The following is a 15,456-nucleotide window of genomic DNA, read 5'->3' on the forward strand; positions in this document are numbered from 1 at the left end:
AGGAAAAATAACTCAAGGTAAGGCGCTCGATTGAGCAATAGCTGGCTATTGGGATTGAGAGCAACACAGCCTTGAGCTATTTTAACTAGTACAAGTGAGCAATAACTTAATGGGATTGGTATAATACTAGCCTTGAAGAAAACTCTGTTACAAAGTAATTGATATAATTTATAGGAATTAGAGGAATTAGAGGAATTATAGGAATTAGAGGAATTAAGCGTGAACATTGAAATTATTGAAAACCCTGAAGCCGCGTTAATCGCTTTTTTAGATAAAAAAATTGCTGAATTTAACTGGGCGCATTGGGAAGTTAGTGAACGTAAAGCCATTGCGGTGAAGTTAACTGATGACAAAAGTGATGTTATTGCTGGCGCCGCGGGACGAACCTTTGGTGATTGGTTAATGATCAACACCTTGTGGGTATCAGATGCTCTTAGAGGCCAACAAGTGGGTAGCAAAATATTATATCAAATGGAGCAGGCGGCGTTAGCTAGAGGTTGTAATAAAGCTTTACTCGATACGCTTAATTTTCAAGCCATGCCATTTTATGAAAAACACGGTTATCAAGTGCAATGGACGCAGCAAGGTTACCCTAAAACCGGTTGCAGATATTATATGATGAAACAGTTAACGGTATAAAATAATGGGTTTATTTTGTGAAAAAAATGTATTTGGGTATTTATTGTGTCATTTAACAGTTCAATCAAGCCATTTTATGCAACAAAACAGGAATTATCACCATGAACATTGTTTTATTACTCAATAATGACATTGCCAGTAACTTGGCGTTAAATTTATTGTTGCCCTCATTACAGGCGCATAATATTAAGCTGTTTTTATCCAGTAAAGTCGGTGGCAACAGCACACGGCCACAAGCCTTACAAGCGTTAGCCGAATTTGAGCAATATGGCGTTTATCGGGCGCTTGAGCAAGTGCAGTCGAGTATAGAACAATCAGTGAATTTTAAAAGCTATGCTGAAATCACTCAGCAATACGCTATTGAGATAGAAACCTTAAATCAGATAAATTCAGCTGAGGGCGTGGCAAAAATTCAGGCATGTTCAGCCGATTTAATTATTTCTATTCGTTATGGGGTAATTTTAAAACCGCCAATTATTGCGCTGTCAACACACGGTGTGATTAATTTACATTCTGGCTTATTGCCAGACTATCGCGGTGTTATGGCAACGTTTTGGGCGCTGTTTAATGGCGATAAGCAGTTGGCGACAAGCCTGCACTTTATCGATGACAGCACAATAGATATTGGCCGTATTATTGCTAATTCAACATTGTCAGTACAACAGGATAAGTCTTATCTTTGGCATGTCTTGTCTTTGTATGTCGGGGGTTGCCAATTAATTGAGCAAACGATTAATACCCTTGAACGTGGTGGTGAACTCAACACGATTGCTCAAGCTGAGCAAGGTCATTATTTTACCTTCCCAAGCACTGAGCAAATTACCGCCTTTACCAGATGTTTTGGTGCATTGTATGAGCAAGATGAAGTACTTGATTTACTTACCCACTCATCCACTTATAACGCTGTAGTTATTCATTTTAACCATTAAAAATGAGCAGGTAATTAATCAACTTGGTATTAATCATCATATTGACAGGCTCTGTGTGTAGTTCTTTTTCTGTCGGTAATAGAGCTGGCACAATCAAATTGGTATAAGCCCAAACAACCCAATGTTATGGTTAATATTAAGGTGAAGGGTAATATTAACGCTAGTGATAAGACCTAAACCCTGCATGTAGTGTTTAGGTCTTTACTCGATGTTATGTGATTAAAAGTTTTATGGCGTTGAGCAATTGCTGATGTAACTCATCGTTAGTTAACCTGTTATTTTTCATATCAAAGTGTTCAAAAAAGTTGGGCACAGATAATGACGCTTTAACTTCGCCAGCAAAGTAGGGTGCTGAAGCGGTTGCCGCCGCTAAGACACTACTTGCGCCCCCCGGCCCTGGTGATGTAGCAAGTAATAACATAGGCTTACTTTGAAAAACTTTTTGATTAATCCGTGAGGTCCAATCAAATAAATTTTTATAGGCGGCAGTGTAACTACCGTTATGCTCAGCAAATGAAATGATAATGGCATCACTTTCACCGAGTTTATCAAAGAATATTTTTGCTGCTTCAGGTTGGCCTAATTCCGCTTCCTTATCTTGGCTAAAAAGTGGTAATTCAAAGGCGTTTAAATCCAGTACTTCAGCATCAATATTTGCTTGAATTTCAGCAGCTAAGTTAGCAGCATACGTGGCAAGTTGCTTGTTGATTGACTGGCGACTTGAACTCGCGCCAAAGGCGATTATTTTCATATTTATTCCCTTGTTTATAGCTTGGTTTGCAGAGTTTTTAACTGCTTTGAATAACATTACTCTACAGTGTGACAAAATTTAGGTAAAATACTATGCATTAAATTTAGCATTTACTGATCTTATTTAGGATAGCCAGTGTCAAGTTACGAAAAACGTTTAAACAAATATATTAGTGACTCGGGCTATTGTTCGCGTCGATTTGCCGATAAATTGATCGAGAAAAGTCGTGTGACCATTAATGGCAAAGTACCAGAGCTTGGCACCAAAGTTGTGTCCGGTGATATCGTTTGTATTGATGGTAATGAGATTAAAGCCAGCGCAAGTAATCATACCGACCGAGTTTATATTGCTTATAACAAGCCAATGGGCATTACTTGTACCACTGAGCGGCAAGTAAAAGGCAATATTATTGATGCTATTGGCCATACTAAACGCATATTTCCTATCGGCAGATTAGATAAACCCTCAGAAGGGCTGATATTTCTGACCAGTGACGGTGATATTGTTAATAAAATATTACGGGCCGAAAATGCCCACGATAAAGAATATATCGTCAAAGTGGACAAGCCGATCAGTGAACGCTTTGTTGAACGGATGTCAAAAGGTGTGCCTATTTTAGGCACTATTACCAAACCCTGTGTTGTTAAACATGAGAGTAAATTTGTTTTTCGTATTATTCTCACCCAAGGCTTGAATCGACAAATTCGCCGTATGTGTGAATATCTTGATTATGAAGTGACTGAGCTACAACGTTCGCGCATTATGAATGTTGAACTGGGCAATTTACGTTCGGGAGAGTGGCGCGACTTAACAGTAAGCGAAATGGCGGAGATAAACACAGCAGTGGCGGGTTCTCGCAAAACCGCACTGGGAGATGACTTTACTGAAGCAGAAATTAATGATGATGACGTTACTCAGGTAGACGTTATTGATGCGGTTGAAAAAGTCGACATAACAGATATTAAACATGCCAGTAAAACCATCGAGTCGAAAGCACATGCTGCTGCGCGAAAACTAACCCGTATAGATGTGAAAAAACCAACAGCAACATCATCAGGCAAAAAGCGTTTAAGTTTAAAAAAGAAAAGTTAATGATCTTATCGAACAAGGAGAGTAAATACTATGCACGTTCCAGAAAAATGGCGCTTAGTTGAACAATCGGATATTTTTGCCTTTATTGAGAAGCATAGCTTTGCAACAATCGTTTCACCGTCATTGCAGTCGAGTCATCTACCGTTAATGTTAGATGCTAGTAATCGCTGTTTAATCGGGCACTTTGCTCGTAATAATCCACATTGGCGTGAGTTTCAACACGATGCATTGCAGCAACACTTGGTGATATTTAATGGTCCTCATGGCTATATTTCTCCAACTTGGTATGACAATAAACCTGCAGTACCGACATGGAATTATGCCGCAGTACATATCAAAGGCTGTGCTGAAATACTCAGTGGAAATGAGACAATCCAAGCGATTGAAATGCTTATGCTCAAACATGAGCCTGAGTTGTTAGTTAAGCGCGATGTGGTTACTGCAGATTATCAAGAAAAATTAAGCAAAGGCATTGTAGGTTTTAAAATTTCAATCGATGTTATTGACGCAAAAGCCAAGCTGGGTCAGCATCGTTCAATAGCAGATCAACAAGGCGTAACAGCTGCGCTTAGTCAATCCTCATCTGCTGAGCACCAAGCGTTACTTGAATATATGCATGAATTTAAGCTGGGCATAGGCGAACCTGCTAAGCTTTGATTTTTAACGATGCTTGTCTTTATCTAATCCACCTATTTTAAGTTTAATAAGTTTGCTGGCGAATACTGATCGGTTAATAGTGGTGATGCTTGCGGCCAATCTTGTACTGTTGCTGTTGAGATCATTTTGCGGTTAATCTCGATAATGTTGACGTTAAATGGGGATAACTTTGCTTTTAATGATTTAGCGCGCTGGGCGATAATATCAGCTTTAGGTAAGCGCTTAGCACTGGCTAATATGATGCGATTATTGTTGTTGTTATTTTTAACATTGAAAAAGTCACCAAATACAGCTTTATAAGTCGCTGATTCATAATCGTATAATTCACTGACTGAAAAGGTATTTGCCGCTAACACACCATTGTCGCTCAGTAAGCTTTTAGCTTCTTGTAAGAATTCTTGCGTCATTAAGTGTTCGGGTATGTAGTCACCGTTAAAAGCGTCAAGAATTATCCAATCGTATTTTTGTTTTGTGATCGCTGCACGTTTAACAAAAATGCGCCCATCTTGTGCTACTGCGGTAATGTCTTCATTTTCAAAAAAGCCAAAATAGTTTCGTGCTACTTTAATAACTGCCGGATCTATTTCCACGTTAGTAATGCTCGCTTTTGGATAAATTTGGTGTAAGACATTCGACATCGTACCGCCGCCTAAACCAATAATTAAAATACGCTCAGGGTTAGGGTTAATTAATAAGCTTGAAAATAACATTTTTGTATAGTTAAAAACTAAGCGTTGCGGATGGTCGACCAACATACAACTTTGTTGAGTTTTAGCACTTCTAACATTGAATTTTAAGCAACGTAAACCGCTATATTCTTCGACTAATATGTTGCGATATAACGAACGTTCACTGTGAATAGTTTTGCCCATCGCTTGTGTACTTAAGGCCGAGCTAATCAGGACATTGCTGATTATGACGATTAGGAGAGTAGTCACTAATTTATTCATTTGCTGCTCCTTGTTGATTAATAGCATGGCTATTGAGGCAGCTTTTGGACTGATTGACGCGATGGAAGATCATGGCAATCAATCCCAGCACCATAAGCGTGGTACTAAAGGCCATAATAATGTCGTTAACCTCAAACCATAACACTAAATAAAATGAAGTTATAATGGTGCCCAAAGCACTGCCGAGCGTTGAGACAAAGTAGAGAAAGCCAGCCACTTGGCCGCTTTTGTTTTTATCAGTGACTAACAGGCGTACCGAGTAAGGTGAGATCATGCCTAATATCACAGTTGGTACGAAAAACAAGGCCATTGACGCTAATAATGAACCATAACGAGTATCTTCAATGGCAAGAAATATAGCTTCCATTATCGATTGTGCAGAAAATGCTACCGGTAAAACAGCGATACCCGCACAGATAAAAATTAATCCGTAGCGCTTTAAAGAAGCCGCTTTGGTTGATAACTTACCACCAGCTAAATAGCCAAAAGATAAACTCAGCATAAATACTGTGATGATACTGCCCCAAATATGGACACTACTGCCAAAAAATGGCGCTAAAATTCTGCCACCTAATAGTTCAATGCCCATAATGCAAAAGCCACTAGAGAAGGCCAGTAAATAAATCATTGGGTTTTGCCAGGCTACCGTATTGTTATTTTCATTAGTCATTTGGCTTACTACTTTAGTTATTAGTGTTATTTGTGTCAGCTTGCTCATTTATCTTAAACATAACCGCGCTAAGATACTAGGCACAAAAAAAGGCTTGTGATAAAAACAAGCCTTTAGGAAAAATATCATCATTGATACTTATGTCATGCTTTATTTAGCGCGTGACTTTTTAGCCGCTTTTTCTTTCGCTAGTAAAGGTTTTAAAAATCTCGCGGTGTGAGAGCTTTTATGTTGAGCAACTTGCTCTGGCGTGCCAGTGACTAATATTTCACCACCACCTGAACCTCCTTCTGGACCTAAGTCTATTACCCAATCTGCGGTTTTTATCACATCTAAGTTATGCTCAATCACTACAATGGTATTGCCATGGTCACGTAAACGATGAATAACCTGCAATAACTGTTTAATATCGTGAAAATGCAAGCCGGTGGTCGGTTCATCTAAAATATAAAGTGTTTTACCGGTATCGCGCTTTGATAACTCTTTTGACAATTTTACCCGCTGCGCTTCACCACCCGAAAGTGTGGTGGCTGACTGACCCAGTTTTATATAAGTAAGACCAACATCCATTAGGGTTTGTAACTTACGTTTTATGGCTGGGATCGGTGAGAAAAACTCACAAGCATCTTCAATGGTCATATCAAGCACTTCATGAATGCTTTTGCCTTTGTATTTGACTTCTAAGGTTTCACGGTTATAACGTTTACATTTACACACGTCACAAGGCACATAAACATCGGGTAAAAAATGCATTTCAACTTTAATTAAACCGTCACCCTGACAAGCTTCACAGCGGCCACCTTTAACATTAAAGCTAAAGCGACCCGCTTTATACCCCCGTGATCGTGACTCTTGTGTTGCGGCGAAAATATCACGAATAGCGGTAAACATACCGGTATAAGTGGCGGGATTAGAGCGCGGCGTTCTGCCAATCGGGCTTTGGTCAATATCGATTACTTTATCAAGTAAATGTAAACCGATAATCTCTTTATGTGGTGCGGGTTCTTGTGTGGTGGCGCCATTTAATTCAATGTGAGCAAGTTTGTATAAGGTATCGTTAATTAGTGTTGATTTACCTGAGCCTGAAACGCCAGTAATACAAGTCATTAAGCCATTAGGAATAACAACATCAACATTTTTTAAGTTATTGCCTGTTGCGCCTTTAAGTTCAAGCACGTTATTTTTGTCAAAAGGTACTCTAACCTTGGGTATTTCAATGCGTTCTTTACCTGATAGGTATCTGCCGGTAAGTGAGTCTTCACAAGCTAAAATATCATCAACATTACCTTCAGCAATAATATGACCGCCATGAACACCAGCACCAGGACCAATATCAATGACATAGTCAGCGGCGCGAATAGCGTCTTCGTCATGCTCCACCACGATAACGGTATTGCCTAAATCCCGTAAGTGGATAAGGGTTTCTAACAAACGTTCATTATCACGTTGATGCAAACCAATTGACGGCTCATCTAACACGTACATCACCCCGACTAAACCTGCACCTATCTGGCTCGCTAAACGAATGCGTTGGGCCTCACCGCCTGATAAAGTGCCTGCGGCGCGTGACAAATTAAGGTAATTTAAGCCAACATTCACCAAAAAGCCTAAGCGATCACAGACTTCTTTAAGAATTTTTTCAGCAATTTGTCCCTTTTGCCCGGTTAACTCTAGACCTCGGAAGAACGCTAAGGCATCAGCAATGGCATATTCAGCCACATCAGTTAATGGCGTATTACCAACAAAAACATTACGTGCTTCTAAGCGTAGTCGACTGCCGTTGCAGTCTGGGCAACTTTGGCTATTAAGATATTTAGCTAATTCTTCACGAACCGCGTTAGATTCTGTTTCGCGGTAACGCCGGTCCATGTTATTTAAAATACCTTCAAACGGGTGTTTGCGAATCACAATGTCACCACGGTCATTCATGTATTTAAATTCAATTTTCTGTTTGCCGCTGCCGGTTAAAATGAGTTGTTGAGTTTTTTCATCTAACTCATTGAATGCTAAATCTAAGGGAAATTTATAATGCTCAGCCAAGGCTTGCAACATTTGATAATAATAGAAGTTACGCTTATCCCAACCACGAATAGCGCCACCAGCTAAGCTTAACGCTGGATTAGCAATAACACGACTTTGGTCAAAAAACTGTTGATTGCCTAAACCATCACAGGTTTGACATGCGCCTGCGGGGTTGTTGAAAGAGAACAAACGTGGTTCTAACTCTTGCATGCTATAACCACATTTTGCGCAGGCAAAATTAGCTGAAAACACCAACTCCTCTCTTTTAGGCTCATCCATAAAGCCAATTTTCACTGTACCTGAGGTCAGTGAAAGCGCGGTTTCAAAAGATTCAGCTAGACGCAATTGAATATCTTCACGCACTTTAAGACGGTCAACGACCACCTCAATTGTATGTTTTTTCTGTAACTCTAAGGTCGGCGGATCGGATAAATCACAAATTTCGCCATCTATTCGAGCACGGATATAACCTTGTGCGGCAAGGTTATCTAATAATTTAACATGCTCACCTTTACGGTCTTGTAACACGGGCGCTAACACCATTACTTTAGTGCCTTCTTCAAGCGCTAATACCCGATCAACCATTTGTGAAATGGTTTGTGCAGCTAGCGGTTGGTGGTGTGTTGGGCAACGAGGCTCACCAACGCGGGCATATAGCAGGCGTAAATAATCATATATTTCGGTGATGGTACCGACGGTTGAACGCGGGTTGTGCGAAGTCGACTTCTGTTCAATTGAAATGGCTGGAGATAAACCTTCAATGTGATCGACATCAGGCTTTTCCATTAAAGATAAAAATTGGCGCGCATAAGCAGAAAGTGATTCTACATAACGTCTTTGTCCTTCTGCGTACAAGGTATCAAAGGCTAAGGATGATTTACCTGAGCCGGAAAGACCGGTAATAACAATTAATTTGTCGCGAGGAATATCTACATTAATATTTTTCAAGTTATGAGTGCGTGCACCCCTGACTTCAATTTTCTTCATAATGATATGGTGACCAGTTTAACGCCCGAGGACTGTGATACGAAATACCTGTATGCAAAGATCAGACTGATTGCAAATTACCTTACGCTATGATTTAAAGTAACGATTAACGACAAAATAGCACCCGAGCAAAGCTGTTTTGACAGTAAATTACCCTAAAGCTTGTTTTACCTGAACATAAAGTTAGAATCGAATATTATCGCACAGTTTTTTAATCCAAATTCAGCTAAAATCTCTGTTTTTTTTCATTCAAAACCCGTGTTAAGATATAATCGTTTATATACCCGCTCCACTTCAATAGGCAGATTTCAGCAAGTCGAGCAAGGGTATAGCTATATCTCCCCCTATAAATTAAGAGTTAAAACCTTCATGAGTGCATCTGGTTTAAATAGTATTGAGAAGAAGGCCGCGATATCGTTGGCATCAGTATTCGGTTTACGGATGCTGGGCTTGTTTATGATCTTGCCTGTTTTTGCCATTTATGGTGAAGAACTTATTGGCTATAGCCCTATTTGGCTTGGCTTAGCAATCGGAGCCTATGGTTTAACACAGGCCTTATTACAAATTCCCATGGGGATTTTATCGGATAAATTTGGTCGAAAACCCGTTATTTTAGCCGGCTTGTTGATATTTCTTCTGGGTAGTGTTGTTGCGGCCATGTCAGACACTATTTATGGCGTGGTACTGGGCCGTGCATTGCAAGGTATGGGCGCGATAGCCAGTGCCATACTGGCATTAGCGGCAGACTTAAGCCGTGAAGAACAGCGGCCAAAAGTCATGGCGACCATTGGTATGTTTATTGGACTTTCATTTACCGTTGCGATGATTACTGGCCCAATAGTCGCGCAAGCGTTTGGCTTAAGTGGTTTGTTCTGGTTTATCGCGATATTAACGGTATTTGCCATGTTGACCATTCAATTTATTGTCCCTAATTCAATTAATACCGCCCCTAAAGGTGATAATGTTGCACTGCCATCACAACTTGGCCGCTTGATTCGTGATGGACAATTGTCACGTTTAAATTGGGGGGTATTCATTCTACATATGGCGTTAACAGCGTGTTTTGTGACCCTACCAAAGCAATTTGTTGAGAATGGTTTAGCACTTGAACAACATTGGCAGCTTTATTTACCCACCTTAATCGGCTCGTTTTTTCTGATGGTGCCATTTATGATCATTGGATTGAAAAAACAAAAAGAGACACAAATGTTCAGCGCCGCGGTAGCCTTATTAGCGCTAGCCTTATTGTTACTTTGGTACCTGCCCATTAGCATGACCACATTAGTAGTATTGGTGATGATGTTTTTTACCGCCTTTAACTATTTAGAGGCGACCATGCCATCAATATTGTCGCGCATTGCACCTGCAGGCGTAAAAGGCAGTGTCATGGGTATTTATTCTAGTAGCCAGTTTTTAGGCGCCTTTGCTGGCGGTATTCTTGGCGGCTTTATTGCCGGCGAATTTGGTGAGCAAACTATATTTTTAGTCACTGGCTTATTTGCACTGCTTTGGTTGGTATTAAGCTTGGGGATGAAACCGTTGAAAAAATCCAAGGCTTATAGTTTTTCAACCAATATTATTAGTGATGAAAAAGCGCGTGATATAGCACAACAACTTAGTGAAATGCCGGGCGTAATTGAAATTACTATCATGCATGACGAGGCGGTGGCTTATTTGAAAGTGGATGATAAAACCGCTGATCTTGCTAGTATCAAAGCATTGCTTAATGAATAGTGAGTTTCTACCGTTACTCAGCCAAACTAAAGACGTTAACTTATCATGGTGATGAAATCAGCAATGTGCTTTTGCGCTATTTTTATATTTATTTCATCATCAAGCACTTTCCCCATCATGGCAGCCCCTAAAGGTGCCTCTGGCGTAATAACCACGATATTAATGGTTGAGTCTTGCATTGCTAACTTACAACGATAACCGCCAGCAACGGGGGCAAGAAAAAACCACTGTTGTTGAGCAATATCTTTTTCTAACTGCACAACTGAGCCAATGTTTATCTGCTGCTTTTGCTGCAATGTGGCGGTAGGGATATTTTGTAAGCGATGAATGGCATAGCGAATTTCGTCCACCCGTCTGGACTGACCTTCTGCTAAGTAACTTTGCTCTATTGCCAAAGTGTCGTATTGTGTTTCTGCCACTGATTGATCGTCGGTAGCGGCTTTGTGGGCATTATTTGCCGCCACTAATGCCAAAGCTAATTCTTGTTGCAGTTGTTCAGTAATTTGGCTAATGATGATGTTTTTGTCGATGTTAATAGTACGCCTCCTTATTAGTTAAAGCGCAGCATAATAATATTTATAGCGCAGCATACTCAGATTATATCGAAAGTAAACCTGCACTTTTTATCACAGTGAATTCAGTCAGCAATAATAGCTATCTGACAGGTGTCAAAATAAAGCTTGAGTTTTACCTTAGTAGCAGATATTTTACACACTCGCTGGTTTGAAAAAAAACATCAACTAGCCTTAGATTTAACTTATACCAATTTCATTAATTAGATGGTCTACTTTTATACGCAGGAAAAACGGCCAAATATAAGGCATTTATTTAATAACTAGTTGTTCTCATTATTAAATAGATAACGCAGTAGTGGGTTGTTTTAACAAGTATAAATGATTAGATAATTAGTGAGATTGGTATTAATATGACAACCAAAAAAGTGACTTAATATGAATGATAATGCTGCCTTTCCACATTTATTAGCGCCATTAGATTTAGGCTTTACCTCCTTAGCCAACCGAACATTAATGGGTTCGATGCACACTGGCCTTGAAGAAGAAAAGGGCGGTTTTGAAAAACTTGCAGCATTTTATCAAGCACGAGCAAAAGGTGGTGTTGGCTTAATTGTTACGGGTGGTATTAGTCCAAATACCCGAGGTCGTTTAACCCCCTTTGGTTGCGAGTTAAGCAGATTTTGGCACGTGGGCAAGCACAAAAAAATTACCACAGCCGTACATAAATACCCAACAAAAATCTGTTTGCAGTTATTGCATGCCGGCAGATATTCATATCATCCGTTTAGTGTTTCAGCCAGTAAAGTAAAGTCACCGATTAACCCATTCACCCCAAAAGCTATGTCAGTGCGCCAAATCAAAGGCACCATTAAAGATTTTGCTTACTCAGCAAAGTTAGCAAAAAGAGCAGGTTATGATGGTGTTGAAATTATGGGCTCTGAAGGTTACCTAATTAATCAATTTAGTTGTGTAAAAGTCAATAAACGCACCGATGAATGGGGTGGCAGCATTGAAAACAGAATGCGCTTAGCCATTGAAACTATTCGTGCTGTACGAGCAAGCGTTGGCGATGACTTTATTATTATATTTCGTTTATCTATGCTTGATTTAGTTGACGGCGGCAATAGTTGGCAAGATGTTGTTACTATGGCTAAAGCGGTTGAGACAGCAGGTGCGACCTTAATTAACACCGGTATTGGTTGGCATGAAGCGCGTATTCCGACTATTACAACCTCAGTGCCGCGCGCCGCATTTACGTGGATCACCGAGCGGATGAAAAAAGAGGTCAGCGTACCGTTAATTACCACAAACCGTATTAACACCCCTGAAGTGGCAGAAAAAATATTGTCGACAGGCCAAGCGGATATGGTGTCGATGGCGCGACCATTTTTAGCTGATGAAAATTTTGTCGCTAAAGCCGCCGCCAATAAAAGTGATGAAATTAATACCTGTATTGGTTGTAACCAAGCGTGTTTAGACCATGTATTTAATCAGCAACGAGCGTCATGTTTAGTTAATCCAACGGCTTGTTATGAAACTGAATTAACCTTTGAAAAAACGACTACCAAGAAAAAAATTGCTGTTGTTGGCTCAGGGCCTGCAGGTTTAGCCTTCAGTGTTTATGCCGCTCAACGTGGTCATAGTGTGGAAATATTTGACCGTAGTAGTGAAATTGGCGGCCAGTTTAATTATGCCAAGCAAATTCCAGGTAAAGAAGAGTTTTTTGAGACCTTACGTTATTTTAACAAGCAAATTGAATTGTTAGGCATTGGGCTGCATTTAAACCAAGAGCAAAGTGCAGAACAGTTAGTCGCGGCAGGTTTTGACGAAATAGTGTTAGCAACCGGCATTGTCCCCAGAGCGCTTGATATTAAAGGGATTGAGCATGAAAAAGTTAAATCTTATATTCAAGTACTACGCGACAAAGAGCCGATAGGTAAGCGCGTTGCTATTATTGGTGCCGGTGGTATTGGTTTTGATGTGGCTGAATTTTTAGTAGAAGAAGAGTCGCTAACCACAAACCCTGATAAATGGTTAAAAAGCTGGGGTGTCGATAAAGCGTATCAAGAAAATGGTGGTTTATCAGGCAAACCTGTTCAAGCAGCCCCCGCTCGTGAAATTTATTTACTGCAACGTAAAACCAGTAAAGTGGGCGGAGGTTTAGGTAAAACCAGCGGTTGGATCCATCGTTCTACCTTGCAAAAAAACGGTGTGAAAATGTTAGCGGGTGTCACTTATCAAGAGATCAATGACGAAGGCTTAGTTATTGCTATTAATGGTGAGCAGCAAACATTAATCGTAGACAATATTATTATTTGTGCAGGACAAAAATCTGAGCGTGGCCTTTACCAACAACTACAAGCGCAAGGTGTTACGGCACATTTAATTGGTGGAGCAAACATTGCCGCTGAACTTGATGCAAAGCAGGCGATTAGACAAGCGGCAGAATTGGCCGCTAAAATCTAAGTATAGGAGCTTTTTCAAGCGATTAATGCACGTGTAATACCAGTTCCATTAAGTTTGTGATCTTGTTGTGCGCAGGAAAAATAATTCAAGGTAAGGCGCTCGATTGAGCAATAGCTGGCTATTGGGATTGAGAGCAACACAGCCTTGAGCTATTTTAACTAGTACAAGTGAGCAATAACTTAATGGGATTGGTATAACTAAGATTAATCGCTCAGCTTAGGTAATAAAATATAGTCTTGCTCTATGTTCACAACCCACTTCTTGATAGTGTGGTTGTGAACATCAAACGTACTCGATATTGCTGCAAATATCGACAATTTACCGCCATTAAGTCAACTCCTTGCACATACGGGTATTAATATGTCTCAACTCGTGGAAGATCTTGCGGTACAATCAGGGTAGTTTACTTTGAAAAATAATACTTAGATTGAATGAATCATAATAAAACACTTAATTTAGCTACTACTCCAGCGGGCAACCGCTAATATGGTCATCGTTAATTCTACCGTTGGGATCGCAAACACCGATATAGACATTGCTCACTGCGCTGCTGACTTTAAGCAGATGCTATTGGCTGAAATTGCCCAAGCCAAGTCGCGTATTTACATTTCTGCGCTTTATATTCAAGACGATGCAGCCGGTAGAGAAGTACTGGCTGCTTTGTATCAAGCAAAACAGCAGACCCCATCATTAGATATTTGTTTGTTTGTTGATTTTCATCGCGCACAACGCGGTTTGATTGGTGAAAAAGAGTCTGGTGGAAATCGTGATCTCTATTTAACCCTTGAACAGCAACATCAAGTATCGATTAATATTTACGGTGTGCCGGTTAAACGCAAGGAATTACTTGGCGTTCTACATTTAAAGGGTATGGTGATCGATAACGTGCTGCTTTACACCGGCGCCAGTATTAACGATGTTTACTTGCAGCAAGCGGAGCGTTATCGTCTCGATCGCTACTATCGTTTAGATAGCCAGGCGCTAGCGGATAATTTTTGCCAATACCTGCAACATTACCTTATTGACTCAAATTTGGCACCACGTTTAAACGGTGGCGAGTTGCCAGACAGCAAAATAATCAAACGCAATATTCTGCGTTTAACTCGATTATTAAAGTCGTCAAAATATCGTCCATTTAGCGTGGAGCAACATGGCTATAAAGCTTTTGATATTCAGGCGTCTATGTTTGTTGGTTGTGGTAGTAGAGGCAATCAACTTAATCGCGTTATTAGAGAATTAGTACGCAGCAGTCGTGACTCTTTAGTTATTTTCACCCCTTATTTTAATTTACCTAAACCGTTATTAAGAGATTTAGATGCCGCATTAAAGCGTGGTGTGAAAGTCAGCTTTATTGTCGGTGATAAAAAAGCGAATGATTTTTATAATGCTGATGAAAGCACATTTTCAACGGTTGAAGTGGTGCCCTATATTTATGAGCGCTTATTAGCAACTTTCTTATCACGACGTCAAAAATACCTGAACAATGGCACGTTATCATTAAGGCTATGGCAACACGATAATAACAGTTTTCATTTGAAAGGCTTAGTGGTTGATGAACGTTATCATTTGTTAACCGGTAGTAATCTAAACCCAAGAGCGTGGGCACTAGATTTAGAAAATGCTATTTTACTTGATGATGAAAAAGGTCAATTATTAGCTAAATTTGCCGCAGAATTCCAACGTATTAGCCAACACACAAAAAAAATAGATAAACCAAGCGACATTGAACCTGTGCAAAATTATCCTGATAAACCTCGTAAGCTACTGAAAAAATTGCGTATGACGCAAATAGATCGCTTACTAAAACGTTTTCTTTAAACGTGAGCTTTTTATTCGGTTAATTATTTTATCAGCTCAGCGACTAAAAAGCATAATGTTAACATTATGCTTTTTTATTGTTTGAATTTACCTAACTTTGATACTGCTGACTATAGTAAAAGTGATCAACACAGATAGTAATAAGCGCTGAAATTCAGCCGGCTGAGATGCTGGATTTTTAAGAGCGTATTGCTTTAACTTTTGCCGAAGATAAGTCCCGCAATCA

The 15,456-nt window shown here is 39.9% G+C and carries 12 protein-coding genes; 7 read left to right on the plus strand and 5 right to left on the minus strand.

Annotated features, from left to right (window positions below):
• Window positions 1–219: 219 nt before the first annotated feature.
• Window positions 220–639, plus strand: a complete 420-nt coding sequence (locus ESZ39_RS11425) for a GNAT family N-acetyltransferase (RefSeq protein ID WP_146880031.1) — start codon at window positions 220–222, stop codon at window positions 637–639.
• A 101-nt stretch (window positions 640–740) separates the two neighbouring features.
• Complete coding sequence (locus ESZ39_RS11430; RefSeq protein ID WP_146880032.1) at window positions 741–1,568, plus strand: formyl transferase; 828 nt, start codon at window positions 741–743, stop codon at window positions 1,566–1,568.
• 211 nt (window positions 1,569–1,779) lie between these two features.
• Here the strand turns inward: ESZ39_RS11430 and ESZ39_RS11435 are convergent, their stop codons facing one another.
• A complete protein-coding gene (locus ESZ39_RS11435; RefSeq protein ID WP_146880033.1) occupies window positions 1,780–2,319 on the minus strand; it encodes an NADPH-dependent FMN reductase in 540 nt (179 codons plus the stop codon).
• Between the two features lie 135 nt (window positions 2,320–2,454).
• On the opposite strand from ESZ39_RS11435, the gene rluF reads away from it, so the two are divergent.
• Together rluF and ESZ39_RS11445 are read left to right on the plus strand one after the other, a co-directional pair.
• The gene (gene rluF, locus ESZ39_RS11440) at window positions 2,455–3,411 is read left to right on the plus strand and encodes a 23S rRNA pseudouridine(2604) synthase RluF (RefSeq protein ID WP_146880034.1); all 957 of its coding nucleotides are present in this window, start codon (window positions 2,455–2,457) and stop codon (window positions 3,409–3,411) included.
• A 30-nt stretch (window positions 3,412–3,441) separates the two neighbouring features.
• The gene (locus ESZ39_RS11445; protein ID WP_146880035.1) at window positions 3,442–4,068 is read left to right on the plus strand and encodes an FMN-binding negative transcriptional regulator; all 627 of its coding nucleotides are present in this window, start codon (window positions 3,442–3,444) and stop codon (window positions 4,066–4,068) included.
• A 32-nt stretch (window positions 4,069–4,100) separates the two neighbouring features.
• Here the strand turns inward: ESZ39_RS11445 and ESZ39_RS11450 are convergent, their stop codons facing one another.
• The 3 genes from ESZ39_RS11450 to uvrA form a co-directional block, all read right to left on the minus strand.
• Window positions 4,101–5,018: a spermidine synthase gene (locus tag ESZ39_RS11450; protein ID WP_146880036.1), complete on the minus strand. Its 918-nt coding sequence runs from the start codon at window positions 5,016–5,018 to the stop codon at window positions 4,101–4,103.
• The gene (locus ESZ39_RS11455) at window positions 5,011–5,688 is read right to left on the minus strand and encodes a fused MFS/spermidine synthase (RefSeq protein WP_191321771.1); all 678 of its coding nucleotides are present in this window, start codon (window positions 5,686–5,688) and stop codon (window positions 5,011–5,013) included. Before ESZ39_RS11455 ends, ESZ39_RS11450 begins: the two co-directional genes overlap by 8 nt.
• 150 nt (window positions 5,689–5,838) lie before the next feature.
• Entirely contained in the window at window positions 5,839–8,697 is a 2,859-nt protein-coding gene (uvrA, locus tag ESZ39_RS11460; RefSeq protein WP_146880037.1) for an excinuclease ABC subunit UvrA, read from the minus strand.
• 369 nt (window positions 8,698–9,066) lie between these two features.
• Between uvrA and ESZ39_RS11465 the strand changes: the two genes are divergently transcribed.
• Window positions 9,067–10,431: an MFS transporter gene (locus ESZ39_RS11465; RefSeq protein WP_146880038.1), complete on the plus strand. Its 1,365-nt coding sequence runs from the start codon at window positions 9,067–9,069 to the stop codon at window positions 10,429–10,431.
• A gap of 35 nt (window positions 10,432–10,466) precedes the next feature.
• Here ESZ39_RS11465 and ESZ39_RS11470 read toward each other — a convergent pair whose 3' ends face one another.
• Window positions 10,467–10,895: a hypothetical protein gene (locus ESZ39_RS11470; RefSeq protein ID WP_223270363.1), complete on the minus strand. Its 429-nt coding sequence runs from the start codon at window positions 10,893–10,895 to the stop codon at window positions 10,467–10,469.
• A 486-nt stretch (window positions 10,896–11,381) separates the two neighbouring features.
• Here ESZ39_RS11470 and ESZ39_RS11475 point away from each other — a divergent pair, with 486 nt between their 5' ends.
• Window positions 11,382–13,412, plus strand: a complete 2,031-nt coding sequence (locus tag ESZ39_RS11475; protein ID WP_146880040.1) for an NADPH-dependent 2,4-dienoyl-CoA reductase — start codon at window positions 11,382–11,384, stop codon at window positions 13,410–13,412.
• 486 nt (window positions 13,413–13,898) lie between these two features.
• Window positions 13,899–15,230, plus strand: a complete 1,332-nt coding sequence (gene pssA, locus ESZ39_RS11480) for a CDP-diacylglycerol--serine O-phosphatidyltransferase (RefSeq protein WP_146880041.1) — start codon at window positions 13,899–13,901, stop codon at window positions 15,228–15,230.
• The last annotated feature ends 226 nt before the right edge of the window (window positions 15,231–15,456 follow it).

It is taken from the genome of Colwellia sp. C1TZA3 (assembly GCF_007954265.1).
Taxonomy (GTDB): domain Bacteria; phylum Pseudomonadota; class Gammaproteobacteria; order Enterobacterales; family Alteromonadaceae; genus Cognaticolwellia.